Below are 24077 nucleotides of genomic sequence, written 5' to 3'. Positions count from 1 at the left end.
AAAAGATTAGGAATGTGAGGTGACCGTCAGCAAAACGCTGTCGCCGCGGCCGAGGCGGTGCCGCGAGTAGGCCAGCCATGGATCTGGTGCGCCAGGCACCACACAGCGGACCTCGTAGCGTCCACCGGTGTATTGGCTCTCCACCACCTCGCCGATGATGGAGTTCGCCGGGACAGAATCCGGTCGCTTTCCATCCAGCGGGGTGACCTCCAGGTCTTCCGGACGGTTCGCCGGAAGAGACTCGTGAGTATTGGTCACACCCACGAACCCGGCGACGAAGTCGTCCGCCGGGTGGTCGTACAGTTCAACCGGGTCGGCGAACTGGCAGACATTGCCAGCGTTCATCACCGCGACCCGATCCGACATAGCCAGCGCCTCAGACTGGTCGTGGGTCACGTAGATCACCGTCAGGTTCAACTCATAGGCCAAACGCGTCAGCTCCGAGCGGATCTGGGTGCGCAGAGCCGCGTCCAGCGCCGACAGAGGCTCGTCCATGAGCAGCAACTCCGGGTCGGACACCAGGGCGCGCGCAATAGCCACACGCTGCTGCTGACCGCCGGACAGCTCATTCGGGCGCTGCTCAGCCTTCGCGCCGATGCCGACCATGTCCATGGCCCGTGCGACACGTTCTTCGCGTTCCGCCTTGGACACCTTCTGGTTGCCGGTGGTCAGCGGGAATTCCACATTTTTCGCCACCGTCATGTGAGGCCACAACGCGAGATCCTGGAACACCATCGACAAATTGCGCTTGTTCACTGGGACGTTCGTGTTCGGCCCGAAGACTTCGCGGCCAGCAAATTCGATCACACCGGCATCCGGGGTTTCGAGCCCTGCAATGCAGCGCAGCATCGTCGACTTACCGCAACCCGAGGGCCCGAGAATCGAAACGAATTCGCCCTTCTCGATGTCGAGCGACGTCTCGTGCAAACCTGTGCCGTCCGGGAATTCGCGCCGGACCTCACGCAGAGAAACCTGGGGGACACTCATTACTGCCACCCTCCAGCAAGAACGACCTGCGCCTTGACCTGGTGGTCAGAAGCTAAAGAACGCGAAAAATGGGCCCGATTGAAGTTTTGCACCGCGCTGAGCGTAGGGGCGGCTCTTTACATTTCTGGGAAATTAACGTGAATTCCATCTGAATTTCGTGGGGGCGCAAGAAACTCTCATTAGACTCAATCCCCCCTTCTAAGACGCATCTCGGAAGCGATCTAACTCCCCAGCGCATCCACCGACACGGCGAGCCACACAAGGGCGGCACCAGCGGCACCAGTAAAAATCGCGTCGAAGCGGCGGGAGCGCACCGCCAGCAGGCCCATGACCTGCGAGTCGCAGGTGAGACGGCAGACGGTGAGCCACAGCATCGCGGCGCCGAGTGTGAAAGTGGCGCGGCGCCAGTGCTCCGTCACGGCGAACAGGGTGGCGATCAGAAAACCGACGACGAACAGCCCCACGAGCACTTGCTGGACGCGCACCGGCAACGTGGACGGTGCGTTGCCGATGTCGTGCGGGTTGTCCAAGCTCGGCGGCACCGGGCCGTTCACCGCGGTCGAGCCTGACGAGGCGCGCGAATTTGCCGGCTGCGGATCAACTGCCGGAAACTCAGCGCGCTTCAGCGGGTCACCGTTACTCGGCTGCTGCAAGCCGCTCGGCCCTTTCGACGATATTGCGCACCAGGAAGGTTCGGGTCATGGGGCCGACACCGCCCGGGTTCGGGGAGACCCAGCCGGCCTTCTCCCAGACGTCGGGGTGGACGTCGCCGGTGGTCTTGCCGTCGACACGCGAAACGCCGACGTCGAGCACAGCAGCGCCTTCCTTGATCATGTCGGCGGTGATCATGTGGGGCTTGCCGGCAGCGGCGATGATGACGTCGGCGCGGCGGGTCTCAGCGGCCAAATCCTTCGTGCCGGTGTGGCACAGCACCGCGGTGGAGTTGATGTCGCGCTTGGTCAGCATGAGGCCGATCGGGCGGCCGACGGTCACGCCGCGGCCGATGACGCACACGATCGCACCGTTGAGATCCACGCCGAAGCGCTCGAGCAGGGCAAGCGAACCATTCGGGGTGCATGGCAGCGGCGCGGGCTCGTTGAGCACGAGACGGCCGAGGTTGACCGGGTGGAGGCCGTCGGCATCCTTGTCCGGGTCGATGAGGCCCAGCACGCGGTTCTCATCCAGGTGCTTCGGCAGGGGCAGCTGCACGATGTAGCCGGTGACGGCGTCGTCGTTATTCAGCTCCTCGATCACCGCATCGAGCTCTTCTTGCGTCGTGTCTTCCGGCAGCTCCTTCATGATCGACGCGATGCCCAGCTGCTCGCAGTCCTTGTGCTTCATGCGCACGTAGTTCTGGCTGGCTGGGTCCTCGCCGACGAGCACCGTGGCCAAGCCCGGCGTGATGCCTTTTTCCTTGAGGGCCTCGACCCGCTTGGCCAGGTCCGCGAAAATCTCCTCGCGGTAGAGTTTTCCGTCCAATTTGATCGCAGTCACGCGCACCATCTTAGACTTGGGCGCGTGCTCCACGTGATCTTCGACAATCCCGTCATTCCGCCGAATACCGGCAACGCGATCCGCATGTGCGCGGGCACCGGCGCCACGCTGCACCTCGTGCGCCCCTTGGGCTTTTCGCTCGACGACAAGCACCTGCGCCGCTCCGGGCTCGACTACCACGACCTCGCGCACGTCGAGGTCCACGACGACATCGACGCATGCTTTTCGCTTATCGACGGCCCCATCTACTCCTTCACCACCTCCGCCACCCGTCACTACACGGATGTGGACTACCAGCCCGGCACCGCCCTGTTGTTCGGGACCGAGCCGACTGGTCTGCCCCGCGAGCACTCCCACCACAAGCGCGTGACCGACCAGCTGCGCATTCCGATGCTTCCCGGTCGACGGTCGATGAACCTGTCCAATTCCGCCGCTGTGGCCACCTACGAGGCTTGGCGGCAGCTCGGGTTCCCCGGCGGAGTGTGACTGCTGAACGGCTCGGCTTTCCTAGTTATCGCCGAGCGGCGGGAGCTCACGGGAGCTAGCGCGCACTTTTCGCGGGCACTCCTGAGAAAATCAACACCCAGGATATGCGACTTCGCGCATAGATGCAGGTAGAACGTATTTGACGGAATTTTCCGCGAACCTCGGATGTCGATTTTTTCAGGCATCGAAGTTTGAGCCAGTGGAAAATTGGTTTTCTTGCTCCGCGAAAGCCGGGAGCTCGCGGGCGCTTAGTTCCGCGACCACCGCCCACGCATCTGCCGTGTCCAAGTCGCGCGCAGTCATTTTCACCGGTCCGGGCACGAGGTCGAAGCGGACGTGAGCCAGATTCATCATGCTTTGCACCGGCCCCTGCCGGTAGGTGATCTCCTGGATGTGGGAAACGTCGATGAATTCGAACTGGCGACTGAGCAGACCGTGACTGGTGGTGGCCCACACGCTCGCATCCGGGGCGGGGCGGAGGGAGAGGGCTTGGCGGGAGGCGTCGATAGGCGATGGCACGCGTGCGCGCTTCGGTGAGCGGATATCCCACGTAGGCGCGGTGACGTGCTCGGGAGTAAGAGGGCTGAGTGCGGTGATGAGGCCCACCGCCTGCTCACGCGAGCCGATCGGCAGCAGGCGCGACGTGCCCGATTTCTTGTTCGTCTCGCTGCCGTACCCGGCGATATTCACCGACACAGCCCACCACCCGAACGGCCGCCACAACATCGGCTGGTACAACCTGACCGCGTGGATCCGGTCGAGCGGCACCGCCTGCCTGCGCCGGTTGGCCAGCCCGTACGACAGATTCAGCACTCCCTGGTCCAACGTCGCCGTGTAGCGCCAGGACTGGTCGATCTGGTTCCAGATCTGCGGGATGAAGCCGACCAGGACCGGGAAGACCACCGCGAAGGTGACCTCGGTGAGCACCGGCAGCAACGACATGACCACGGTGAACACTGTGGATAGTCGCAGCGCCGCACCGGCGAGCGAGCGGGCGACCGGAATCGGCGGAATGAGCGCGGGCGCGGCAAGCGTGGTGGGACCGGTCTCGCTGGTAGCACCGTCGGGCTCGGCCGCAGCTTTTTCTGCCTCGGCCGGCGTCATCTCCGCGTCCGGACCTTCAGCGGCGATGCGGTGGAGGAGCTCGCGGCGTAAAGTATCAGCCTCGGACCTGGACACGTAGCCGATCTCGATGGCGGAATCGGATCCGCCGGCTGCTTCGACCCGCACGGCGGCGAGTCCGAACAGGCGGGGCGCGAACGGCTCGATGACGTCGACGGCTTGAATCCGGTTGTAGCGGGTGGCACGGACTTTGGTGCTGATCAGCCCGCTGCGCATCTCCACCTCGTCCTCGCCGAGACGGAAACCGATACGCGACCACCACAGTTGGGACAGCGCAAGCACTCCCACCAGCACCGCCACGATCACACCCGCGATTCGCGCGATCTCTGCCGTTGACCACGATTCCGCTGTCCCGCGCTCAATACCTTCGAGGACAGTGGTGGTGAAGTTGAACACCAGCAGTGTGGCGAGTGCAGCGGCGACCGCCCAGACGCGGAGGAAGGGGGTGAGGCGGTGGACGCGTCGATAAGCGAATGCGTTGGGGGACGTCACAGGCCGCTCATCCGCTCGCGCGCGTTGACGGCGAGGCGCTCGCGCAATGCGTCGGCCTCTGCCGCTTCGAGGCCGGGGATTTTCGCGTCGGTCGAGGCCGACGCGGTGTGGAGCGTGACGCCTTTGAGGCCGAGCGGGCGCGTGAATGGCCCGGTGGTGACGTCCACGAATTGGATGCGGCCGTACGGCACGACCGTGAATGTCTGGAACATCTTGCCCTTGGAAATCAGCAGCTCATTGTCCGTTTCGAGCCAACCGAGATTGCGCACGCGCAGCGGAATCATGATCGCCTGGAACACGAACCACACGCCCGTGACCGCCGCGCCGGTCCACCACCAGCCGCCGAGCGCGAATTGCGCCGCGAGGAAGCCACCCGCGATGACGAGCGCCCACATGATCTGGGCGATGTAGCGCGCCGCGATGAGCTTCCGGGAGACCGGGTTCATCGCGGAGGCGGAGGTGGGCAGAGCGGGCGCAGGGGCGTCGTCAAGCGCGTGCTTGGCGCGCGTGCGCGGCTCGGACGGTTGCTCCATGGGCGCTACCCTACCGCGCGGTGACCTCGCCGAATTTACGGGCGACCGGCGCGAGCACCGCCGGCTTCGTTGCCACCCACGCACCCGTAATGACCGCGAGCGAGACCGCGAAAATGATGAAGCCGAGCCAATTATTGGCATACACATCGGGGTTCACGTCCCCGCGCGCGGCATACATGTTGTTCAGGTTTCGCAACACACCCGTGGCCAGCACCAACACCACGTGAATGACGACGAACAGCAGGAAGTAGATCATCACCGGGAAGTGGATCTTGCGCGCCACAGCCGCCGGGAAGATCTTATTCGCCGTCTTCCATTCGTTCTTCCACCAGTAACTCATGCGCACACCCGACGCGATCGCCAGCGGCGCCGCGATGAACACCGTGACGAAGTACGCCAGCTGCTGCAACGCGTTGTAATTCACCCACGCGTTCTCCGTCGGCCAATCCAGACTCAGGTACTGCAGACCCGCCGACAACGCATTCGGGAACACCTCCCAGCTCGTCGGCACCACGCGCATCCACTGGCCTGTCGCCGCGAGAAGCACCACGAAGATCACACCGTTGACAATCCACAGCACATCCAGCATCAAGTGGATCCACAACGTCAGGCTGATCTTCTTCCCGCCGCGCTTCGGCCGCCAGTACGCGTCCGGTTTACGCTGCGTGCGCACCTGCCAACCCGTCTTCACGATCAACGCCATAAAGAACATATTGAAAAAGTGCGACCAGCCGACCCACGCCGGCAGCCCCACCGGCGCGTTCTCCGGCAGCGTGTTCTCACCCGGGAAGCGCGCCACGAAGTCCTGCCCCGCACCGCTGGCCAGAAACGCCCTCGACGCCACAACGGCCAGCGCCAACAGCGCCACCGCGCCCAGCACGCCGAACACAGCTAATCGACGCCAACCTGTCGGCTTCGCACCCGTCGTCTTCACATTGGTCGGCTTGGGTCCAGTCGGGTTTTTTGGTGCCGCGGGCTGCGCGGTGGCTGCGGGCTGCGCGGTGGCTGCGGGCTTGCTCGCGTCTGGCTTGCTCACAGCCGCCGGTGTCGCGGTGGATGCGGGTTTCGCGCTTCCCGGTGCGGCCGGTGCGGCGGGCGATTTAGGAGCGGAAGCCCCAGGTGCAGCCGGTGCTGCGGGCGGTTTAGGAGCGGCCCCGCCAGGAGCTGCCGGTACGGCGGGAACAGCGGGAGGTTTCGGCACCGAGTTTTCTGGTGCAGCCGGGGCCTTCTCGGGCGCATCCGCGGTGGGAGCGGCCGGTGGCTTCGGTGCTGCAGGCGGCTTCGGCGCGGCTGGGTCCTCCGGGGGTTTAGGAGCAGCCGGTGGTGCAGGGACCGCGGGTGCGTTCGGGGCAGAAGAATCCGGCGCCTGAGGCGCGGCGGGTGGCTTGGGAGCGGCCGGAACGTCGTGGGGCGATGCTGCCTTCGGAATATTGTTGCTAGTCATCGCTGCTTAGATTATCCAAGCCGGTCAGTTGGGTGGAATCGAACCTAGTGCGGTGAGGGGTGCGGTACTATATTCGGTACCACTCAGACATGGGGTCAAGTATCGAAGAGATCTTGAGAATTCACATGAACGCTGACAAATACACCTATCAGGTTGGCTGGCCCCAGGAGGACGAGCAGTTCGTTGCAACGGTCCGGGAGTTCCCGTCGCTGTCCTGGCTGGACGATTCCCGAGGGGCCGCCGAAAAAGGCATCCTTTCCCTCGTCGAGGAGGTTTTGGCGGACCTTTTAGAAAGCGGCGATCCAGTCCCACAACCGCTTGGGATGCGTGAGTTCTCCGGGCGATTCAATGTCCGCATTTCACCGTCGCTCCACCGGAAGCTCGTTGACGAAGCTGAAAATGAGGGGATCTCGCTCAATGCCCTCGTGACCCAAAAGCTGGCCTCTGCCTGAGGCTGAGAAAAACATCTGGAACGCACCAACGGGTGAATCTGTTTACATCGGCGACCCCTGCACGAAATCACGAAAATGGCCTGAGCTGGACTTATATACGTCGGCGCATGTCGCGAATGTAAACAGATTCACCGGTTGGTCCGGACCAACGGTTCAAAATCACTCATCGGGCCGGAGCAGTGGCAAAGATTCACCGCTTGGTGCAGACTATCGGCGCGAACCTACCGGAAATCGCGGGACCCGCGGCTGAGCCACTCCCCCATCTCCAACGGCTCGAGCTTGTCGGCGAGCACGCTGACGGCGCCGGACGCGTTCTCGACGATGCCGCGGACGATGAGGGCTTTGGCGGTACGGGCAAGGATCTTCTGCCGGTTCCACAGGCCTTTGGGGATGATGATGTTGGTCAGGCCGGTCTCGTCTTCCATGCCGAGGAAGGTCACACCACCAGCGGTGCGCGGGGCTTGGCGGTGAGTGACCACGCCGGCGACGCGGATACGGGTGCCGTCGGGAATGCGTTTCAGGTCTGCGGCGGTTAGAACGTTGCATCTGGTCAAAGCATCACGCAGCATGTCCATCGGCATGAGGCCGGGGGTGATGCCGGTGGCGGCGATGTCGGCGGCCATGAGTTCGAAGGAGTTCATGCCGGGGAGGGCGGGGGCGTCGATAGCTGAGAGGCCGGGCAGCATGCCGTCGCGTTCGGTCGCGGCGACGCCGGCTTGCCAGAGGGCCTGGCGGCGGTCGACACCAAAGCAATCCAGCGCCCCCGCACGAGCCAGCGCTTCGACGTGCTCGACAGACAGATCCGCGCGGCGGGACAGGTCCGGGATACCGGTGAAAGCGCTGGAAGCCTGGGCAGTCTCAATCCGTTCAGCGGCTTTCGCACCTAGTCCCTTGATCAGGTTCAACCCGACGCGGATGGTGCCGGAATCGACGCAGCGGGCCTCAACGCCAGAAGCATTCACGTTGACGGGCAGGACGGTGATGCCATGGCGGCGGGCATCCTGAATCAGGGACTGCGGGGAGTAAAAGCCCATCGGCTGGGCGCGCAGGAGTCCGACGCAGAACTCGGCCGGGTAATAGCGCTTGAACCAGGCGGAGAAATACACCAGGGATGCAAACGATTGGGAGTGAGATTCGGGGAAGCCGTAGGCGGCGAACGCGACGATCTTCTGCCACAGGCGGTCGGCCGTAGCGTCATCGATCCGGTTCGTGGACCAGCACCCGTCAAAGAACCGTTCACGAAGAGCGGCCATCTTCGCAGGCGAGCGCTTGGAGCCCATGGCGCGGCGTAAGGAATCAGCCTCAGCGCCGGTGAAGCCGGCGGCGTCGACGGCGATCTGCATGAGCTGCTCCTGGAACAAAGGAATGCCGAGAGTTTTGCCGAGGGATCGCTCGAGGACGGGGTGCTCGTAGTCGACAGGCTCGAGGCCGTCGCGTCGGCGCAGGTAGGGATGGACGGACCCACCCTGGATCGGGCCGGGCCTGATCAGTGCGACTTCCACGACCAGGTCGAAGAACCGCCGCGGCTTGAGACGCGGCAAGGTATTCAGCTGCGCGCGGGACTCGACCTGGAACACGCCGACGGCATCAGCGCGGCAGAGCATGTCGTACACACTCGGATCGGCAAGGTCGAGTTCCCACAGATGGACCTCACGGCCGGTGGTCTCACGCACGAGGTCGATCATGTGGTGCAGCGCTTCGAGCATGCCTAAGCCGAGCAGGTCGAATTTGACCAGGCCAGCGGCAGCGCAGTCGTCTTTGTCCCACTGCACGACGGACCGGCCCTCCATGCGGGCCCATTCCACCGGCACGACATCGGCGATGGGCCGGTCGCAGATCACCATGCCGCCGGAGTGGATTCCCAGGTGGCGGGGTTGTCCTTTCAGTTGCGCGGCCAAGGACTCGACGCGCTCAGGAGGCGAGGCAATGCCTTTGGACCACGCATCGGCAGCGCCCGCCGGGTAGCCGAGCGCGCGGGCGGCGTCACGCACCGCGCCTTTCGTGCGGTAGGTGATCACGTTGGCCACCTGCGCGGCATTCTCGCGGCCGTAGGTCGCGTAGGTGTACTGGATGACTTCTTCGCGACGGCCGGATTCAATATCAATGTCGATATCGGGCGGCCCGTCGCGGTCCGGCGACAGGAAGCGCTCGAAGAGGAGGCCAGCGGAAATCGGGTCGACATTCGTGATGCCCAGCGCGAAGCACACCGCGGAGTTCGCAGCTGATCCGCGACCTTGGCACAAGATATTGGACTCGCGGCAAAACGAGACGAGGTCATCGACGATCAGGAAATAGCCGGGAAAACCGAGTTGCTCGATGACGCGGAGTTCGTGTTCGATCTGGGCGCGGGCGCGTTCGCGCACGTCGTCAGGGCGCGCGGCGTACCGTTCGCGGCCGCGCTTATCCACCAGGTGCCGCAGCCAGCTCATCTCGTCGTGGCCGTCGGGAGTGGGAAAACGCGGCAACTGCGGCACGACGAGGTCGAGAGTGAACGCGCACTGTTCGGCGAGCTCAACGGTGAATGCGAGGGCGTCGGCGCAGTCGGGGGCCATCGCCAGGAGTTGCTCGCCGGACCGCAGCCAGTTCGCGCCCATCGGGTGCACGTCGCGGTAGGAAGAAGCAATCGCTTGACGACGCCCCAATGCCCTCTTCGCCCCCGCCAATCTCGTCCGCTCCCTAGTCGCCGCACCTGGAGCAGCAGTGATAATGGCGGGGATCTCGGGATGAGCACGCAGTGCGGTGTGGCGGTCAGCGTCTTCCGGAAGCATGGAGATCTCGAATTCCCTGACCGCTCGGTCTATTCCAAAGCATTCGATCAGATCATCGATACGGTCAGCCCAGCGCCACCCAGCCAGGGCAATGCAGGTGCCATCCAATTCAGCAGCGATATCGTGCAAGGGCGGGTAGTACAGCACCCCCTTCTCCCCTCCTGCCATGTGCGCGCGGGCCATCAGACGGGACAGGCGGCGGTACCCCTCGGGGCCGCGGGCGATGAGGGGTAAAGGCGGGGCGCCGATAAGCGAAAGCTCCGCGCCGAAAACCGTAGGGATATCAGCTTCCGCCGCTGCTTCGGCGAATTTGACTGCGCCGTAGAAACCATCCCTGTCCAGCACACCGAGTGCGGAAAGACCGAGCTCACGGGCGCGGGCGACCAACTCTTCAGGTTCGCTCGCCCCGCCGGTATCCGACAGAAAGCTGTACGTGGACACGGCATGAAGTTCGGCGAACGGCACGGTCGGCTGGCCGCGCGGGATGCGCTCGCGGGCTGGTTCGCGGGTGTGGTCGACGGGCACGGGTGTAGGCCCGGGCCGGCCGGAGAGCACGCGCTCCAGCCGCGACCAGGATAGGCCTTCACCACCACGAAAATCCACGCCATCAGGATAGCGCTGATCGAAACTGTGTTCCAATCTAAGATTACTTGGTGTGAACCCAAACTAGACTAAGCGGTACACACGGTGTTACATTCTTCTCACATTCTTTTTACGACGATCAAGAAAGCAGGAAGCGACATGCGCCTGAACCGTGTAATCGCAACCGCAGCAGCCTCCATCCTGGCAGCTACCGGCCTAGTTGCATGCTCCTCTGATTCCGCAGAGGGCGGGGACGACCAGGTCATCCGCATCGGCACCACCGACTCCGACCAGAAGGCTTGGTCTGTGTTCATGGACAAGGCGAAGGAAGAGGGCATCGAACTCGAGCTCGTCCCCTTCACCGAGTACACCCCGGTGAACCCGGCGCTGGCGGAGAACCAGATCGACATCTCCAAGTTCCAGCACATCCTGTACCTGTCGCAGTACAACGCCACCTCCGGCAACGACCTGAAGATCGTCGGCTCCGCCGAGATCAACACTCTCGGCCTGTTCTGGAAGGACCACGACTCGCTCGACGGCATTGAGGGCCAGGAAATCGCCATCCCGAACGACCCGTCGAACCAGGGCCGCGCCATCAACGTTCTCGTCCAGGCTGGCCTGCTCAAGGTCAAGGAGGGTGCCGACAAGCTGAACCCGACCCCGGCCGACATCGACAAGGACGGCTCCAAGGTCGAGGTCACCCCGGTCGACGCATCCCAGACCCCGACGGCCTACAACCAGGGCGACCCGGCGATCATCAACAACAACTGGCTCTCCCGCGCCGGCATCGACGCGTCCACCGCTGTCGCTTCCGACGACCCGAATTCCGAGCTTGCTGAGCCGTACATCAATGTCTTCGCGGTCCGCGCCGAGGACATCGACAACCCGACCTACGAGAAGCTCGTCGAGATCTGGCAGACCCCTGAGGTCACCGATGCCCTCAACGAGGATTCCAACGGCACCGCCGTCCAGGTCCAGAAATCCAAGGAGGACCTGAACAAGATCCTCGACCGCCTCGTGGAGGAAGCGAAGTAATGGCCGAAACAGTCGGCACCAGGATCGAATTCCGGGACGTGAACAAAGTGTTCCGCCCCCGGAGGAAGGGCCCCAGCGTCCACGCGCTGGACAACGTCAATCTCACCGTCGAACCGGGCGAGATCTTGGGCGTGATCGGGTACTCGGGTGCCGGCAAGTCCACGCTCGTGCGCATGATCAACGGGCTGGACACCCCCACCTCGGGACAGGTCTTGCTGGACGGCACCAATATCGTCGGTATGCCAGCTAAGCAGCTGCGCGAGGTACGCCGAAATATCGGCATGATCTTCCAGCAGTTCAACCTGTTCTCGTCGTTGAACGCAGCGGGCAATATTGAATACCCGCTGAAGATGACGAACATGAGCGCCGCTGACCGCAAGGCCCGGGTCGCGGAATTGCTTGACTTCGTCGGCCTTAGCGAGCGCGGGAAGAACTACCCGGAGCAGCTCTCCGGCGGCCAGAAGCAGCGCGTCGGCATTGCCCGCGCGCTCGCCACGAGCCCCTCGCTTTTGCTTGCCGACGAAGCCACCTCCGCCCTCGACCCCGAGACCACCCAGGAAGTCCTGGCTCTGCTCAAGGAAGTCAACGAGCGCACCGGCATCACCATCGTGGTGATCACCCACGAGATGGATGTCATCCGCGCCATCGCCGACAAGGTGGCTGTGATGGAGGACGGCAAGATCGTCGAGCACGGCTCGGTGTACGAGGTCTTCTCCAACCCGCAGACCCAGGTGGCGCACCGCTTTGTGTCCACCAGCCTGCGAAATACCCCGTCGGCCGCTGAAGAACACGAGCTCATGGGCAAGGAAGGCCGCCTGTTCACGGTCGACCTGACCGCCGATTCCGGTTTCTTCTCCGCAGCCGCGAAGCTGCAGGAGCGCGGAGTGAGCCTTGATGTGGTCCACGGTTCCGTGACCACGCTGCAGGACCACTCCTTCGGCAAGATGACCGTCCGCCTGACCGGCGACCGCGAGGCCATCGAGGAGTTCTACTCCACCCTGAGCCAGACCACCACGATCAACGAGATCACAGCTGGCACCACTACAGGACCTACGACAGGATCCACCGCCGTGACGACTGGGGAGGCTCACTAATGACTGCCACGAACGAACTGATTCTCGCCGCCGGCGAGGTCGATTGGGACCGCCTCGGCCCCACCTATCTCAACGCCATCAGCGACACCCTGTTCATGGTGATCATCACCATGATCGTGAGTGGCTTCTTCGGCCTGATCATCGGCCTGTTCCTGTACACCACCCGACAGGGCGGAGTACTACAGAACAAGGTCGTCTACTGGGTGCTGAACATCCTGGTGAACTTCTTCAGGCCGATCCCGTTCATCATCATGATCGCCATGCTCTACGCCGTCACCTTGGCGGTGGTGGACACCACGATCGGCCGCGAGGCCGCCACCTTCGTGATGTGCGTGACCGCCACCTTCACCGTGGCCCGCATCGTGGAGCAGAACCTGGTGGCCATCGACCCAGGCGTGATCGAGGCGGCCCGCGCAATGGGCGCCGGCCCGTGGCGCATCATCCGCACCGTGATCATCCCGGAGGCGCTCGGCCCGCTGATCCTGGGCTTCACCTTCATTTTCATCGCCGTGATCGACATGTCCGCCATGGCGGGCTACATCGGCGGCGGCGGTCTCGGTGACTTCGCGATCGTCTACGGTTACCGCGCCTACCAGCCGCAGGTCACCTGGGTGGCTGTGATCACCATCGTGGTCATCGTTCAGCTAGCGCAGCTTCTGGGCAACTACCTGTCACGCAAGGTCATGCGCCGCTGACAGAGCTGACAGCCCAGTACGAACCGGTCTTCGGTTCATCGCCGCAGGAGGACACCACTCCTGCGGCTTCTTCTTTGCGCAGGGAGACGGTGAAGGTGCAGGCGGAGGAGGCGTCGATAAGCGAAATGGACGCTGTATTGTCGCCGACCTCCGAGTGATCGACCGACAGCTGGCCGTAGGCGACCTCAGCCCCTTCGCGTTGGAGGTGTGCGGCGACGGCGATTTCCGCGGCCTGCTCGGGCGGGGTGAGGGTCCCGCGGCCGCGGTTACCGGGCACGAAATATTGCGCGCGCATCGCCGCGGCGAGCATCGCCTCCGTCGCCTCGAGGTTCATGCGGCCGAAGCTGTAGCCCCACGGCATGAGCAGCAGCGCAGGCGCGAAACGGTGCCCCTTCACGTGGGAGGTCTCCCACACGACATCGCCCGTTTTCTTGAACGGGTAGCGGCGCTCGAGCTCGCTGACCAGCGGACGGCCTTTCACGGCGCAGCAGCGGTCGCGCTTCGCGTGCGTGCACACGAGCAGCAGCGGCGCGATGCGCGTCTGCCCGCCGTTTTTACCCGGACCCGAAAGATCGAGGTCCAGGATCGCCTCCGGGCCGCCGATGTGCAGGACTTCCGTGACCCCGATATCGGAGAACACGATGTAGAGATGATGGTCGTCGATCGCGCGCCCCTCGCGCGTGGGATGGCGGATGAGCTGCAACGACGCGCCCGCTTCCTTCATCTTTGCCTTGAGCCTTGCGGTCAACTCCGCGCCGAAGGTGTCGCCGTCCAAAATGTCGTGGCTCCACGGGCCCGGATACTCGAAGAGCACGTACACGCCCGCTTGTTTCGCAGTGCCGGGCAGGGGCTCAACTTCCACATCAGAGCACAATGTTCGGCGGTCGACAGACATGCTTCTAAGGGTAGCCTATCTTTCAAAACAGCCTCAAAGTAGCTTATCGACGCTCCCTGCTCCTCCCCACAACGAATCGGTCACTATTGCGTCTCAATTCCCCGTCGAACATGAATAAATTTCGCGTTTAGGTCAGTGCTCGATACCCTGTTCCCGTGTTCAATTTCAATGCCTCCCCGAGTCGCCGGAATCCCGGCGCCCCGGGCTTCGCGCGCGCAGGCGCGGCCGTGACCGCCGCAGCGCTCGCTTTGGCGACCCTTTCCGGGTGCGGGGCATCATCTCAAACCGGCGGAAGCGCCCCCGGTGCCGAGACAGCCGACACCGCCGGCATCCTTCCCGACAATGAAGGGGAACCGCAGGCAGGCAAAACCCTCAACGAAGCCGGCACCGTGAATAAACGCGAGGAACGTCGCGGCGAACGCCCTCGCGGCGATCAGAACTCCGACGCGCTGGTCGCGACCAAGGACGGCCACCTGGCGGAGGCGAATTCCGCGCCGAAAACCACCCGCCCCAGCGCACCGAGCCGACTCGCCGTGACCGGCATGGAAGTCAGTCGCCAGGACAAATACGACCGCGTCATCATCAACCTCGACGGCGACGGCGAACCCGGCTGGTTCGTGGACTATGTCTCCTCCCCCGTCCAACAGACCGTAGGTGCCCCACTCCAGGTGGAAGGCCGCGCATTCCTCAACGTCAACATCGACGGCACCGTCTACCCGCAGGACATCGGCCGTGGCGATGTCGAGGCCAACCACGCCGACGGTGCCGGCTCCGTCGTCGAGGTCCTCAACGCAGGCACCTCTGCTGGCCGCAGCCAGATCGTCATTGGCCTGAAGAAGGCCACGCCGTATTCCGTGCAGACGCTCTACAACCCCACCCGCCTCGTCATCGACATCGCGCGGGATTGACCGGGGCGGGCATAACGCCAGCGCAGCGCCCGTGACCCCTTAGCTGTACATCGCTTCCACCCTCCAGTTCTGCTTCGACCACAGCAGCAACCACGCCAACGGCGCGCCACCGTCTTCTCGCTCGCCGACGACCTGCAGCCGCGCGACCTTCTGCGGGTGCTCACCCCACCAGCCTTCGTCCACCGGCCACGGCCCTGCCCACCCCGTGATCAGGTAGTGGCTGCCGCCCCAGCTCAACGCGTACGGCGTCGTGCTGAGCAACGCTTCGGCCGTGACGCCGACAGGACGCGCGGAATCATCGATCATGGTGATCTTCGCCGCCGGGTGATCCACACCGCCACCAATTCGCGCTGGCAGCGGTGGCGGGATAGCTCCCGGCCACGATGCCTCCGCCGGATCTTGACCATCCGCCGTCTCCGGGTCGCGCTCCCCGAACGGGACCAACGCGATGCGCTCCGCCACACCGCGCCCGCCGACGAACCGGGGTTGAAGCACCGCATCAATCCCCAGTGCCGACTGCACCCGTTCCGCCACGCGGCGCGCCTCACCAGCACCAGAGCCACCCGCGCCCCTGCCCCAGAGCTGGCCTGCTGAATCAGGCTGGGCGAGCTCCAGCGGTTCCAGGACAAGCGCAGTGATCGTGCCCGCTCCCCCGCTGGTCAACCACCCGTCCAACTGCCAGCGCACGCGGTCGGCGGTGCCCTCCTCCGTAAGCGCCTCACGAGTACGCCAGATGCGCTCGACCACAGTGCCGTCGGCCAGCTCTGCTTTGACCTTCAAGCGCAGACAGTTCTGCCCCGCTTCCGCCAAGCGTTCGTGCAGGCTCGCCGCCAGCGCGCGGGCAGCGAAAGCCGCTGCGTCCACCCGGTCAATCGGATCCTCCGGCGTGATGGCCACGCTCAGGTCCGCTACCGGGAGTTCCGGCGCGACCCGCCGATCCGGCGCAGCACGGGCAATACGGTGGCAGGCCATGCCCGCGCGGCCGAAGCGGGTGGACACCGCCGTCGAAGGCAACTGGGCGAGCTCCCCCAACGTGGTCACACCCAGCTGCCCCAGCGCCTTGACCGTCTCCACATCCGCACCCAGGCTGGTCTCTGCCACCAGAACTTTCAAAGGTTGCCGGGCCAGGAATTCACCCGACCCACCCGGTGGCACTACCGCGAACGATCGTGCGGCCACAACTGCCGTGGCAATCTCATCGGCCACTCCGACAAAAGCGTCGATGCCGCGGCGCGCAGCTGCGTCAAGCAGCATCTCCACCGCCTTTTCCTCGCTACCGTGGAATGCGCCCGCAGCCGCGATATCGACCACTACGAGACCTGGGCGCAGCACCTCCACCGAAGCTGCGACATCATCAAAGCCTGCAGCCAACGCGGTGAACATGCGCCCATCGCGGTCCGGGTTGTCATCGATGACCGTCAGCTCCGGGCACACCGACTGCGCGTGACGCACCTTCATTCCGCGGCGCACACCCAGCGCACGAGCGCGGTGAGAGACCACCTTGATGCGGTACTGCGCACCAATGGCCAGCGGTTCTTCCAGCTCATCATCCGCCTCCAGCCGCGCGGCCTGCACCGGCCAATCCGGGAACCACACCGCCGCGACGCGCACTTACCGCACCACCTTCAGCACGGGGTGGCCGGCTGTCTCGGCTGCTGCCTCAGCGACTGTTTCCGCAGCCGCTTGACCCACGGTGACAGTGGCCGAGGCCGGATGGACGCTCTTCGACTGCGCGCGCACCCGGATATCCACGCCAGTGATCCGGCCAGTGCCGCGCCCGATACCGCGGAAAGACTGAATATCCCCCGCGATAGTCAGTGCCGGCGACGGAACAGTCGCACCGACCATCATCAGCGCGGCACGGCCCTTACGAAGTTTGCCCAGTAGCGGGCGACACCGCACCGGCGACAAGGCGAGCTGAACCGGCGAACGGTACACGACTAGATCCAGCCCCTCCGTGAGCACTGCCGTGATCCCCAGCGGGTCCGCGCCCGGATCCGGGACCGCGATGATTCTGTCCAGGTGCTTCCTGCCGATCCCGGCATACGACAGCTCCGGCCACCCCACCACACCAGCGTGGCCGCCCGCCTCGACCACATTCAGCAGCATTTCAGCGACCAGCGCCGGGGTATCGCTCATATGTGTGACTGCGTGGCGCGGTAAACCCCCATCAGGAAGGACGAAGCGGAATTGTTCGCCGAGCGTCAGCACATCCTCTCCGGCCACGACCCCTTCCCCAAAGCCGGCTAAGGTGCCGCCGCCAGGAACATCCCCACCGATCTGCGCCATCTTGGAGCGGAGCTCAGCGATCTGTTCGGCGCGCGCAAGACCAGCGGGGGCCGCCGACACCGGCACCTCACCCGCTTCCTGGGCCACCTTACGAACACTTGTTCCACTCACGGACGTTGATTATGCTCCCCGAGTGAACCAAGGTCAATTGAATCTTTCGAACACATTTTCTACCAGCAGCGGTGTGGTAGCGTCCACCCCTATGTACGCCCACGATGTCCGCAGCCGCATCACTCCAATTCCCACACCAGCGCTCGTGCGGACGGCAGGTACCGCAGGTGTCGCCGGGTCGATCGCCGTCATGGTCTCGCAGCTAGCCATTGGTCCGAAAGTCCTGATCGCCATCGGATGCGCAGTACTTGCCGCGGCGGTCACTCTTTTCCACCCCTACCGGGCGGAGATGCGGGCTTTCGCGGCGAGGAAAAAGGTGAGCACGGTGCCGTCGATAAGCATGCTCGTGCCCTTGATGCTCTGGTGGCTCGCGCTGATGCTGGCCCCGCTCGCACAGTGGCCCGCATGGGGCGTCGCGCTCACATTCCTGCTCGTCGCGGGCGCGACATGGGTGCTCTACCCGCACGTCGACGGCTCGCGACGCCTCGCCTACGCGGACTGAGCGCGACCAACAACCAGGCCCGCATTACAAAACGGTCAACGGTGCCAGCGAAGTGACCCAGGAAACTGCATACTTGGATATATGACCAACTCCACAAGCAGTCCTCAGAACATGTGGGAAACTCGACCTCCGCGCATCCCCAAAGAAAACGGCGGCAAGGCCATGCTTGCAGGCGTCTGCGAAGGAATCGGCGCGCGTTACCAAATCGATCCCACGATCGTCCGCATCGCATTCGCCGTGCTGGCAGTACTCAGCGGCGGCGGTGGCATCCTCCTCTACATCCTGTGCTGGCTGACCATGCCGCGCATCAACACCGCTTCCTCCCCCTTGAGCGCAGTCCTCGGCGACAAGAACAACCTGACCGAAACAGAGAAGAAGGAGCAGAGCACCGGCTGGATCCTGCTCATCGCACTCCTCATCTTCCTCATGTCCGCCTTCCCCTCCATCATCATGGGCTTCCGGTACGGCTTCATCGTCCTCCCGCTCGTCGGCCCCCTTCTCGGACTCGTTGCGTGGTGGCTCCTCCACAACCGCACCCCCGTACCGCCCCAGGGACTCGGCATCCCACCGACCACCCCAGGACCACAGCAGCCCCAGCCCTCCGCCGGCAACCCCCAGCCCCAGCCACCGGCAGGTGGCGGCCACGCGCAGGCTCAGGCTCAGCCGCAGCCCGAGGTGCAGCAGCAGGCTCAGCAACCGCAGGCTCAGCCACAGCCAGAGACGCAGCAGCAACCGCAGACCAATGACGGCCAGCCGGGCGGCAACGCCAACCCGTACTCTCCGCAGAACAACCCGTATGCCTAAAACCTGGGTTTCCAGGCTCCGGCGCTTTAGTAGCGCCAGGGGCAAGACGGGCACCAGCACAGAATGCACACCTAACGCATGAGCACCGCAGGCACTTCTCTAAAGGACATGTGGGATACACGCCCACCTCGCATTCCCGGTCGCGATGAAGACGGCCAACTCGCTGGTGTCTGCCAAGGCATCGCAGTGCGTTACCAGGTGAATGCGTCATTTATCAGAATCGCATTCCTCGTCCTGTTCTTCATCGGTTGCATCGGCCTCTTGCTGTACGCCCTGTGCGTCCTGCTCATGCCCAAAAAAGGTAGGCACTCCGCCCCCATCGATGTAATCGTCAAACCTAAACACCCTCTGACTCCGGAAGACGAGCAGGATCGCATCTTAGGGTGGGCGATGATCCTCCTTCTGGCCTGCTTCTCTTCGAGCACCATTTTCAAGTTCGGTGAAGCCTACGGGTTGACAGTCCCCCTGGCCGCACTGATCTTCTACCTCGGCTGGAAGCGCTTGCACGAGCGTTATCCCGAACCGCCACCGGGGCTACTCGTGCCCCCGCCTCCGGCAGCAGATCCCCACCCCGGTGTTCAATATGGCCACGGTGCGCAAGGGTTTTACGGTGCGCCCGGCAGCCACGATGCTCACGGCTATCACCCGGCGGCTGAGCCTGAACTACCGCACAATCCATACACTCCAACTGGACCCGGCTACCCCACGGGAGTTGGGGCTGGGCACCCGCCGCATTCGCCGTACACACCTCAGGGTGCTTACCAGGCTGGGGCTTACCAAGCCCCCAACCGGAACCGCCGCCGACCGCTAGTCACTACCGGGGAACAGCCGCCGGAGAATCCAGAGCGAATGTGGAAGAACATGGTGACTGCTTTGGCCATCATCACTGTCCTTGGGATGGGCACCTCCATCACGTTCCGCGCTCGGGAAGCGGGGTGGGTCGGGCCGAAGGAAGAGTTCATCACGGACCCAGAATCAATCCCAATCCATCCTGTGAAGAACGCGTTCGGCAGCATCACGGTAGACCTCACGGGGCTTTGGCCGTTGGATGAGCCAGCGACACTCGATGTGAATGGCATGGTCGGGTCGATTGAAGTCCTCCTTCCGACAGAAGGAAGCCCAGTCGATGTCAGATGCCACACAAGCATCGGCGAGACCGACTGCCCCCACGAACGAGTGGACGGCGATGGCCAAGTTCTCACGCTGAATCTGAACCAGAAAATCGGCGATATCCGGGTCGTGGAAAACGCACAGTGACAATGCGCTGAATATAGGCCGAATTGGCCGGTCTGGCTAGCGCAGCTGCCCAGACCGGCGGAATGCGTGAGCCCAGCTGGGGCTGGGGCGCTACTCCCACTCGATGGTGGCCGGTGGCTTGGACGTGATGTCCAGGACGACGCGGTTGATGTCTTCGACCTCGTTGGTGATGCGGGTGGAGATGGTTTCCAGGACCTCGTAGGGGATGCGGACCCAGTCGGCGGTCATGGCGTCTTCGGAGGCGACGGGGCGCAGCACGATCGGGTGGCCGTAGGTGCGGCCGTCGCCTTGGACGCCGACGGAGCGGACGTCGGCAAGCAGGACGACGGGGCACTGCCAGATCTGGTCGTCGAGGCCGGCCTTGGTCAGCTCCTCGCGGGCGATGGCGTCGGCGGCGCGGAGGGTTTCCAGGCGCTCCTCGTTGACTTCACCGATGATGCGGATGCCCAGGCCGGGGCCCGGGAAGGGCTGGCGGTTGACGATTTCCTCGGGCAGGCCGAGTTCGCGGCCGACGGCGCGGACCTCGTCCTTGAACAGGAGGCGGAGGGGCTCCACGAGTTCGAATTCGACATCGTCGGGCAGGCCGCCGACATTGTGGTGGCTCTTGATATTGGCGGTGCCGGCACCGCCGCCGGATTCGACGACGTCCGGGTACAAGGTGCCCTGCACGAGGAAGTCGACGGGGGCGTCATCGCCGGATTCGGTGAGCACACCGGCAACAGCGCGCTCAAAGGAGCGGATGAATTCCGCACCGATGGCCTTGCGCTTGGCCTCCGGCTCGGTGACGCCGGCGAGCTTGTTCAGGAAGGCCTCGCGCTCATCGACGGTGACGAGCTTGGCGCCGGTGGCGGCGACGAAGTCGGTCTCGACCTGCTCGCGCTCACCCTTGCGCAGGAGGCCGTGGTCGACGAAAACACAGGTGAGGCGGTCGCCGATGGCGCGCTGCACCAGTGCGGCGGCAACGGCAGAATCGACGCCGCCGGACAGGGCGCAAATGGCGCGGCCATCGGGGCCGATCTGCTGAGAGACTGCGTCGATAAGCTGGTCCGCGATATTGGACGCGGTCCAGGTCTGCTCGAGGCCGGCGATCTCCGTGAGGAAGCGCGTGAGCACCTCCTGGCCGTGCGGAGAGTGCATGACCTCCGGGTGGTACTGAACACCGGCCATGCACTTGTCGGTGTTCTCGAAAGCGGCGACGGGCGCACCCTCAGAGGTGGCGGTGACGTCGAAGCCCTCCGGAGCCTCGGTCACGGAATCGCCGTGGCTCATCCACACCGGGTGGTTGGCATCCAGACCATCGTGGAGGACGCCGCCGCGGACATCCATGGCGGTGCGGCCGTACTCGCGGGAGCCGGTCTTGGCCACGGTGCCGCCCAGCGCCTGCGTCATCACCTGGAAGCCGTAGCAGATACCGAAAGTGGGCAGGCCGAGCTCGAAAATCTCCGGATCGAGCTGGGGTGCGCCGTCCTCGTACACGGACGACGGGCCACCCGAGAGCACGAGTGCCACCGGGTCTTTAGCCTTGAGTTCTGCGGCCGTGATCGTGTGCGGCACGACCTCCGAATAGATGCGTGCCTCACGCACACGACGTGCGATGAGCTGCGCATATTGCGCGCCGAAGTCCACAACGAGGACGGGGCGCGGGTGGGCGTTTGCGGGCGGGGTCTGCTCTGGTGCGTTCGCGGAGGTAGTCACGGTTTCAGAGTCTAACTCATGGCCTGAATAGACTGAACAGTCGCAACTGTGCAGGGCGGATTGCGGGTTCACGGCGGCGTCGATAAGCGTGCTCCCGGAAGGTAAGTAGAGTTGAACGCATGTCGGTGAGCGAATTATCCACCTCGACCCAGAACTATTTGAAGGTCATCTGGAGTCTCACGGAATGGTCGGCAGAACCCGTGACGGCGACCCTGATTTCGAAGCAGACGGGGCTGCGGATGTCGTCGGTCTCGGATGCTGTGCGCAAGCTCGCCGCACAGGGGTTGATCGTGCACGCCCCGTACGGCTCGGTGGAATTGACCGAGAAGGGCCGCGGGTACGCAGTGGACATGATTCGGCGCCACCGGCTCATCGAGACGTTCTTGGTGGAGACTCTCGGGTACACGTGGGACGAAGTGCACGATGAAGCGGAGCACTTAGAGCACGCAGTCTCTGACTACCTGGTGGACAGGCTGGACAAGCTGCTCGGCCACCCCACCCGCGACCCGCACGGGGATCCGATCCCGACCGCCGAAGGTACGGTGCCCGCTTTGGACGCATGCCGCCTCACGGATGCTGGGGCGGGCGCCGGTGCAGCGGGGACGACGGTCACTGTCGAGCGGATCTCCGATTCGGACCCGACCCTGCTGAAGTTTTTCGAGGAGAATGGCATCGTTGTCGGCGCCGTCCTCACGGTCACAGAAGGTGCACCGTTTTCGGAGTCGCTCGATGTGAAGGTGGACGGGGCAAAGAACTCAGTTCCGCTCGGCCGCACCGCTACCGATGCGCTGTTCGTCTCCAATTAGCCGTGCCGTTCCGCTCCGGCGCGCACGCGCTGTGACGATCCCTTGGCTCGGGCTGAACAGGTACACCAGCAGGAATGCGATCCCCTGCGCCATGACCACGAGTCCGCCAGGCGAAGCGTCGAGGTAGTAGCTCGCGTACAGCCCCGCGACGGAGCATACGGTGGCCACCGCAGGAGCGATCAGCAGCATGCGGCCGAAACTGTCGGTCAAAAGGTGCGCGGTCGCACCCGGAATGATCAGCATCGCCACCACGAGGATCACCCCGACGGCTTGCAGCCCCACCACGCAGGTGAGCGCGAGCAGGGCGAGCAACACTGCCCCAATCAGCTTCGGCCACAGACCAATCGCGTGAGCATGCACGGGATCGAAAGCGAAAAGCGTGAAATCGCGGCGCTTGAGCACGAGCACGGCCAGCGTGGCCACGCCCAAAACGAGGATCTGCACGAGATCAGCTTTGGAGACGCCGAGCAGGTTACCGAAGATAATGTGATTGAGGTCGGTGTGCGAGGGCGTGACGGAGATGAGCACGAGCCCGAACGCGAAGAGCGTCGTGAAGACGATTCCGATCGCAGCGTCTTCTTTGACCCGGCTCGTATCACGCACGACGCCGATCAATCCCACGGCGAGGAAGCCGAAGACCACTGCCCCGACAGCGAAGGGAACGCCGGCGATATACGCCAGCACCACGCCGGGGAACACCGCGTGGGACACGGCATCGCCCATCAGCGACCAGCCGACGAGGACCAGCCAGCACGACAGCACCGCGCACACGATGGAGGAAATCAGGCTCGTGGCGAACGCGCGGACCATGAAGTCGTAGGCGAACGGGTCGACAAGAAAAGAGATCATCGTTTCATCACATCCAGCCCAAAGGCAGCGGCGAGATTATCGGGTTGCAGGACATCCTTGGGCGAGCCGTGCATGAGCACATGCCGGTTGAGCAGCATCGCTTCATCAGCCAGCTCAGGCAACGCAGGGAGGTCGTGCGTGGAGACGAAGACGGTGGCACCGCCGTCTGCAAGCTCACGGAACAGCCGGGTCATCGTCGCTTCGCTGCGCTTATCGACGCCCGCGAAAGGCTCGTCCAGCAACATGATCCTCGCCCCCTGGGCAATGCACCGGGCAACAAAGGCGCGTTTCCGCTGGCCGCCGGAAAGTTGACCGATCTGACGTGAGGCATAGTCCGTGAGCTCCACACGCTCGAGTGCATGGTTGACGGCTTCGATATCAGTCCGGCGAGGCCGGCGCGTGAAACCGAGTTGTCCGTAGCGACCCATCATGACCACCTCCCGCACGCTGACCGGGAAATCCCAGTCCACTGCCTCGCGCTGAGGCACGTACCCGAGCACACCGGTGCGGCGGGCAACCGCGGGGTCATCTCCGTTGACGGCGACGGTCCCGGAATCCGGCCGGGTCTGCCCCATGATCGTTTTGAATAGCGTAGATTTCCCGGATCCATTCATTCCGACGAGTCCGCACACGCGTCCCGGCGCAATCTCGAGGGATGCACCGTCGAGCGCGAGCACGCTCCCATAGTGAACGGTGACATCGTGCACGGATATCGCGGGAGTCGCATTCGACGAAACGGCCGCCGCGGGTGATGACGTTTCCTGTTGCACCGTGGCA

23 protein-coding genes are annotated in these 24077 nt (G+C 64.1%); 10 read left to right on the top strand and 13 right to left on the bottom strand.

Annotation, left to right across the window (positions count from 1 at the left end; translation table 11 throughout):
* Positions 1-6: 6 nt before the first annotated feature.
* The 3 genes from ACUY2Y_RS03580 to ACUY2Y_RS03570 form a co-directional block, all read right to left on the bottom strand.
* Positions 7-987: an ABC transporter ATP-binding protein gene (locus ACUY2Y_RS03580; protein ID WP_448324834.1), complete on the bottom strand. Its 981-nt coding sequence runs from the start codon at positions 985-987 to the stop codon at positions 7-9.
* Positions 988-1208: 221 nt separating this feature from the next.
* Complete coding sequence (locus ACUY2Y_RS03575) at positions 1209-1541, bottom strand: DUF3017 domain-containing protein (protein WP_448324868.1); 333 nt, start codon at positions 1539-1541, stop codon at positions 1209-1211.
* 82 nt (positions 1542-1623) lie between these two features.
* Entirely contained in the window at positions 1624-2481 is an 858-nt protein-coding gene (locus ACUY2Y_RS03570; protein ID WP_448324833.1) for a bifunctional methylenetetrahydrofolate dehydrogenase/methenyltetrahydrofolate cyclohydrolase, read from the bottom strand.
* 84 nt (positions 2482-2565) lie between these two features.
* Between ACUY2Y_RS03570 and ACUY2Y_RS03565 the strand changes: the two genes are divergently transcribed.
* Positions 2566-2967, top strand: a complete 402-nt coding sequence (locus tag ACUY2Y_RS03565) for a tRNA (cytidine(34)-2'-O)-methyltransferase (protein WP_448324867.1) — start codon at positions 2566-2568, stop codon at positions 2965-2967.
* Positions 2968-3144: 177 nt separating this feature from the next.
* Here the strand turns inward: ACUY2Y_RS03565 and ACUY2Y_RS03560 are convergent, their stop codons facing one another.
* From ACUY2Y_RS03560 to ACUY2Y_RS03550, 3 genes are all read right to left on the bottom strand, one after another.
* Entirely contained in the window at positions 3145-4581 is a 1437-nt protein-coding gene (locus ACUY2Y_RS03560) for a PH domain-containing protein (RefSeq protein WP_448324832.1), read from the bottom strand.
* A complete protein-coding gene (locus tag ACUY2Y_RS03555) occupies positions 4578-5027 on the bottom strand; it encodes a PH domain-containing protein (RefSeq protein ID WP_448324866.1) in 450 nt (149 codons plus the stop codon). The genes ACUY2Y_RS03560 and ACUY2Y_RS03555 overlap by 4 nt, the downstream gene beginning before the upstream one ends.
* A 97-nt stretch (positions 5028-5124) precedes the next feature.
* Entirely contained in the window at positions 5125-6558 is a 1434-nt protein-coding gene (locus ACUY2Y_RS03550; RefSeq protein ID WP_448324831.1) for a cytochrome b/b6 domain-containing protein, read from the bottom strand.
* A gap of 125 nt (positions 6559-6683) precedes the next feature.
* On the opposite strand from ACUY2Y_RS03550, the gene ACUY2Y_RS03545 reads away from it, so the two are divergent.
* Positions 6684-7010, top strand: a complete 327-nt coding sequence (locus ACUY2Y_RS03545) for a type II toxin-antitoxin system HicB family antitoxin (protein WP_448324830.1) — start codon at positions 6684-6686, stop codon at positions 7008-7010.
* A 221-nt stretch (positions 7011-7231) separates the two neighbouring features.
* Here the strand turns inward: ACUY2Y_RS03545 and ACUY2Y_RS03540 are convergent, their stop codons facing one another.
* Positions 7232-10381 carry an error-prone DNA polymerase gene (locus ACUY2Y_RS03540; RefSeq protein WP_448324829.1) on the bottom strand — a complete coding sequence of 1050 codons (3150 nt, stop codon included), beginning with the start codon at positions 10379-10381 and terminating at the stop codon, positions 7232-7234.
* 138 nt (positions 10382-10519) lie between these two features.
* Here ACUY2Y_RS03540 and ACUY2Y_RS03535 point away from each other — a divergent pair, with 138 nt between their 5' ends.
* From ACUY2Y_RS03535 to ACUY2Y_RS03525, 3 genes are read left to right on the top strand one after another with little or no spacing between them, the layout of a single operon-like run.
* Positions 10520-11395: a MetQ/NlpA family ABC transporter substrate-binding protein gene (locus ACUY2Y_RS03535; RefSeq protein ID WP_448324828.1), complete on the top strand. Its 876-nt coding sequence runs from the start codon at positions 10520-10522 to the stop codon at positions 11393-11395.
* Complete coding sequence (locus ACUY2Y_RS03530) at positions 11395-12489, top strand: methionine ABC transporter ATP-binding protein (protein ID WP_448324827.1); 1095 nt, start codon at positions 11395-11397, stop codon at positions 12487-12489. The genes ACUY2Y_RS03535 and ACUY2Y_RS03530 overlap by 1 nt, the downstream gene beginning before the upstream one ends.
* Complete coding sequence (locus tag ACUY2Y_RS03525; protein ID WP_448324826.1) at positions 12489-13184, top strand: methionine ABC transporter permease; 696 nt, start codon at positions 12489-12491, stop codon at positions 13182-13184. Before ACUY2Y_RS03530 ends, ACUY2Y_RS03525 begins: the two co-directional genes overlap by 1 nt.
* Here ACUY2Y_RS03525 and ACUY2Y_RS03520 read toward each other — a convergent pair.
* Entirely contained in the window at positions 13171-14079 is a 909-nt protein-coding gene (locus ACUY2Y_RS03520; protein WP_448324825.1) for a sucrase ferredoxin, read from the bottom strand. The genes ACUY2Y_RS03525 and ACUY2Y_RS03520 overlap by 14 nt on opposite strands.
* Positions 14080-14234: 155 nt before the next feature.
* On the opposite strand from ACUY2Y_RS03520, the gene ACUY2Y_RS03515 reads away from it, so the two are divergent.
* Positions 14235-14987, top strand: a complete 753-nt coding sequence (locus ACUY2Y_RS03515) for an AMIN-like domain-containing (lipo)protein (protein ID WP_448324824.1) — start codon at positions 14235-14237, stop codon at positions 14985-14987.
* A gap of 39 nt (positions 14988-15026) precedes the next feature.
* Here the strand turns inward: ACUY2Y_RS03515 and ACUY2Y_RS03510 are convergent, their stop codons facing one another.
* Together ACUY2Y_RS03510 and ACUY2Y_RS03505 are read right to left on the bottom strand one after the other, a co-directional pair.
* Positions 15027-16598: a Y-family DNA polymerase gene (locus ACUY2Y_RS03510; RefSeq protein WP_448324823.1), complete on the bottom strand. Its 1572-nt coding sequence runs from the start codon at positions 16596-16598 to the stop codon at positions 15027-15029.
* On the bottom strand, positions 16599-17387 hold the full coding sequence (locus ACUY2Y_RS03505; RefSeq protein ID WP_448324822.1) for a hypothetical protein: 789 nt from the start codon (positions 17385-17387) through the stop codon (positions 16599-16601).
* 91 nt (positions 17388-17478) lie between these two features.
* On the opposite strand from ACUY2Y_RS03505, the gene ACUY2Y_RS03500 reads away from it, so the two are divergent.
* From ACUY2Y_RS03500 to ACUY2Y_RS03490, 3 genes are all read left to right on the top strand, one after another.
* Positions 17479-17889, top strand: coding sequence for a hypothetical protein (locus tag ACUY2Y_RS03500; RefSeq protein ID WP_448324821.1), 411 nt, complete (start codon positions 17479-17481; stop codon positions 17887-17889).
* A gap of 81 nt (positions 17890-17970) precedes the next feature.
* Positions 17971-18693, top strand: coding sequence for a PspC domain-containing protein (locus tag ACUY2Y_RS03495; RefSeq protein ID WP_448324820.1), 723 nt, complete (start codon positions 17971-17973; stop codon positions 18691-18693).
* Between the two features lie 78 nt (positions 18694-18771).
* Complete coding sequence (locus tag ACUY2Y_RS03490; protein ID WP_448324819.1) at positions 18772-19950, top strand: PspC domain-containing protein; 1179 nt, start codon at positions 18772-18774, stop codon at positions 19948-19950.
* A 90-nt stretch (positions 19951-20040) separates the two neighbouring features.
* On the opposite strand, the gene guaA is transcribed toward ACUY2Y_RS03490, so the two are convergent.
* Positions 20041-21645 (bottom strand): glutamine-hydrolyzing GMP synthase, encoded by a 1605-nt coding sequence (guaA, locus tag ACUY2Y_RS03485; protein WP_448324818.1) that lies wholly within the window; start codon positions 21643-21645, stop codon positions 20041-20043.
* Between the two features lie 119 nt (positions 21646-21764).
* Between guaA and ACUY2Y_RS03480 the strand changes: the two genes are divergently transcribed.
* A complete protein-coding gene (locus tag ACUY2Y_RS03480; RefSeq protein WP_448324817.1) occupies positions 21765-22451 on the top strand; it encodes a metal-dependent transcriptional regulator in 687 nt (228 codons plus the stop codon).
* Here the strand turns inward: ACUY2Y_RS03480 and ACUY2Y_RS03475 are convergent.
* Together ACUY2Y_RS03475 and ACUY2Y_RS03470 are read right to left on the bottom strand one after the other, a co-directional pair.
* On the bottom strand, positions 22401-23300 hold the full coding sequence (locus ACUY2Y_RS03475) for a metal ABC transporter permease (RefSeq protein ID WP_448324816.1): 900 nt from the start codon (positions 23298-23300) through the stop codon (positions 22401-22403). The two genes, ACUY2Y_RS03480 and ACUY2Y_RS03475, sit on opposite strands and share 51 nt — an antisense overlap.
* Complete coding sequence (locus tag ACUY2Y_RS03470; protein ID WP_448324815.1) at positions 23297-23977, bottom strand: metal ABC transporter ATP-binding protein; 681 nt, start codon at positions 23975-23977, stop codon at positions 23297-23299. The genes ACUY2Y_RS03475 and ACUY2Y_RS03470 overlap by 4 nt, the downstream gene beginning before the upstream one ends.
* Positions 23978-24077: the final 100 nt, after the last annotated feature.

This window comes from Corynebacterium sp. 20-84, assembly GCF_053479455.1.
This window is presented reverse-complemented; position numbering and strand designations above follow the sequence as displayed.

Bases quoted from the DNA above. Each gene is read 5' to 3' on its own strand.
- ACUY2Y_RS03580 (WP_448324834.1), bottom strand. From the start codon at position 987: ATGAGTGTCCCCCAGGTTTCTCTGCGTGAGGTCCGGCGCGAATTCCCG.
- ACUY2Y_RS03565 (WP_448324867.1), top strand. From the start codon at position 2,566: ATGTGCGCGGGCACCGGCGCCACGCTGCACCTCGTGCGCCCCTTGGGC.
- ACUY2Y_RS03555 (WP_448324866.1), bottom strand. From the start codon at position 5,027: ATGAACCCGGTCTCCCGGAAGCTCATCGCGGCGCGCTACATCGCCCAG.
- ACUY2Y_RS03550 (WP_448324831.1), bottom strand. From the start codon at position 6,558: ATGACTAGCAACAATATTCCGAAGGCAGCATCGCCCCACGACGTTCCG.
- ACUY2Y_RS03545 (WP_448324830.1), top strand. From the start codon at position 6,684: ATGAACGCTGACAAATACACCTATCAGGTTGGCTGGCCCCAGGAGGAC.
- ACUY2Y_RS03535 (WP_448324828.1), top strand. From the start codon at position 10,520: ATGCGCCTGAACCGTGTAATCGCAACCGCAGCAGCCTCCATCCTGGCA.
- ACUY2Y_RS03530 (WP_448324827.1), top strand. From the start codon at position 11,395: ATGGCCGAAACAGTCGGCACCAGGATCGAATTCCGGGACGTGAACAAA.
- ACUY2Y_RS03525 (WP_448324826.1), top strand. From the start codon at position 12,489: ATGACTGCCACGAACGAACTGATTCTCGCCGCCGGCGAGGTCGATTGG.
- ACUY2Y_RS03520 (WP_448324825.1), bottom strand. From the start codon at position 14,079: ATGTCTGTCGACCGCCGAACATTGTGCTCTGATGTGGAAGTTGAGCCC.
- ACUY2Y_RS03500 (WP_448324821.1), top strand. From the start codon at position 17,479: ATGTACGCCCACGATGTCCGCAGCCGCATCACTCCAATTCCCACACCA.
- ACUY2Y_RS03495 (WP_448324820.1), top strand. From the start codon at position 17,971: ATGACCAACTCCACAAGCAGTCCTCAGAACATGTGGGAAACTCGACCT.
- ACUY2Y_RS03490 (WP_448324819.1), top strand. From the start codon at position 18,772: ATGAGCACCGCAGGCACTTCTCTAAAGGACATGTGGGATACACGCCCA.
- ACUY2Y_RS03480 (WP_448324817.1), top strand. From the start codon at position 21,765: ATGTCGGTGAGCGAATTATCCACCTCGACCCAGAACTATTTGAAGGTC.
- ACUY2Y_RS03475 (WP_448324816.1), bottom strand. From the start codon at position 23,300: ATGATCTCTTTTCTTGTCGACCCGTTCGCCTACGACTTCATGGTCCGC.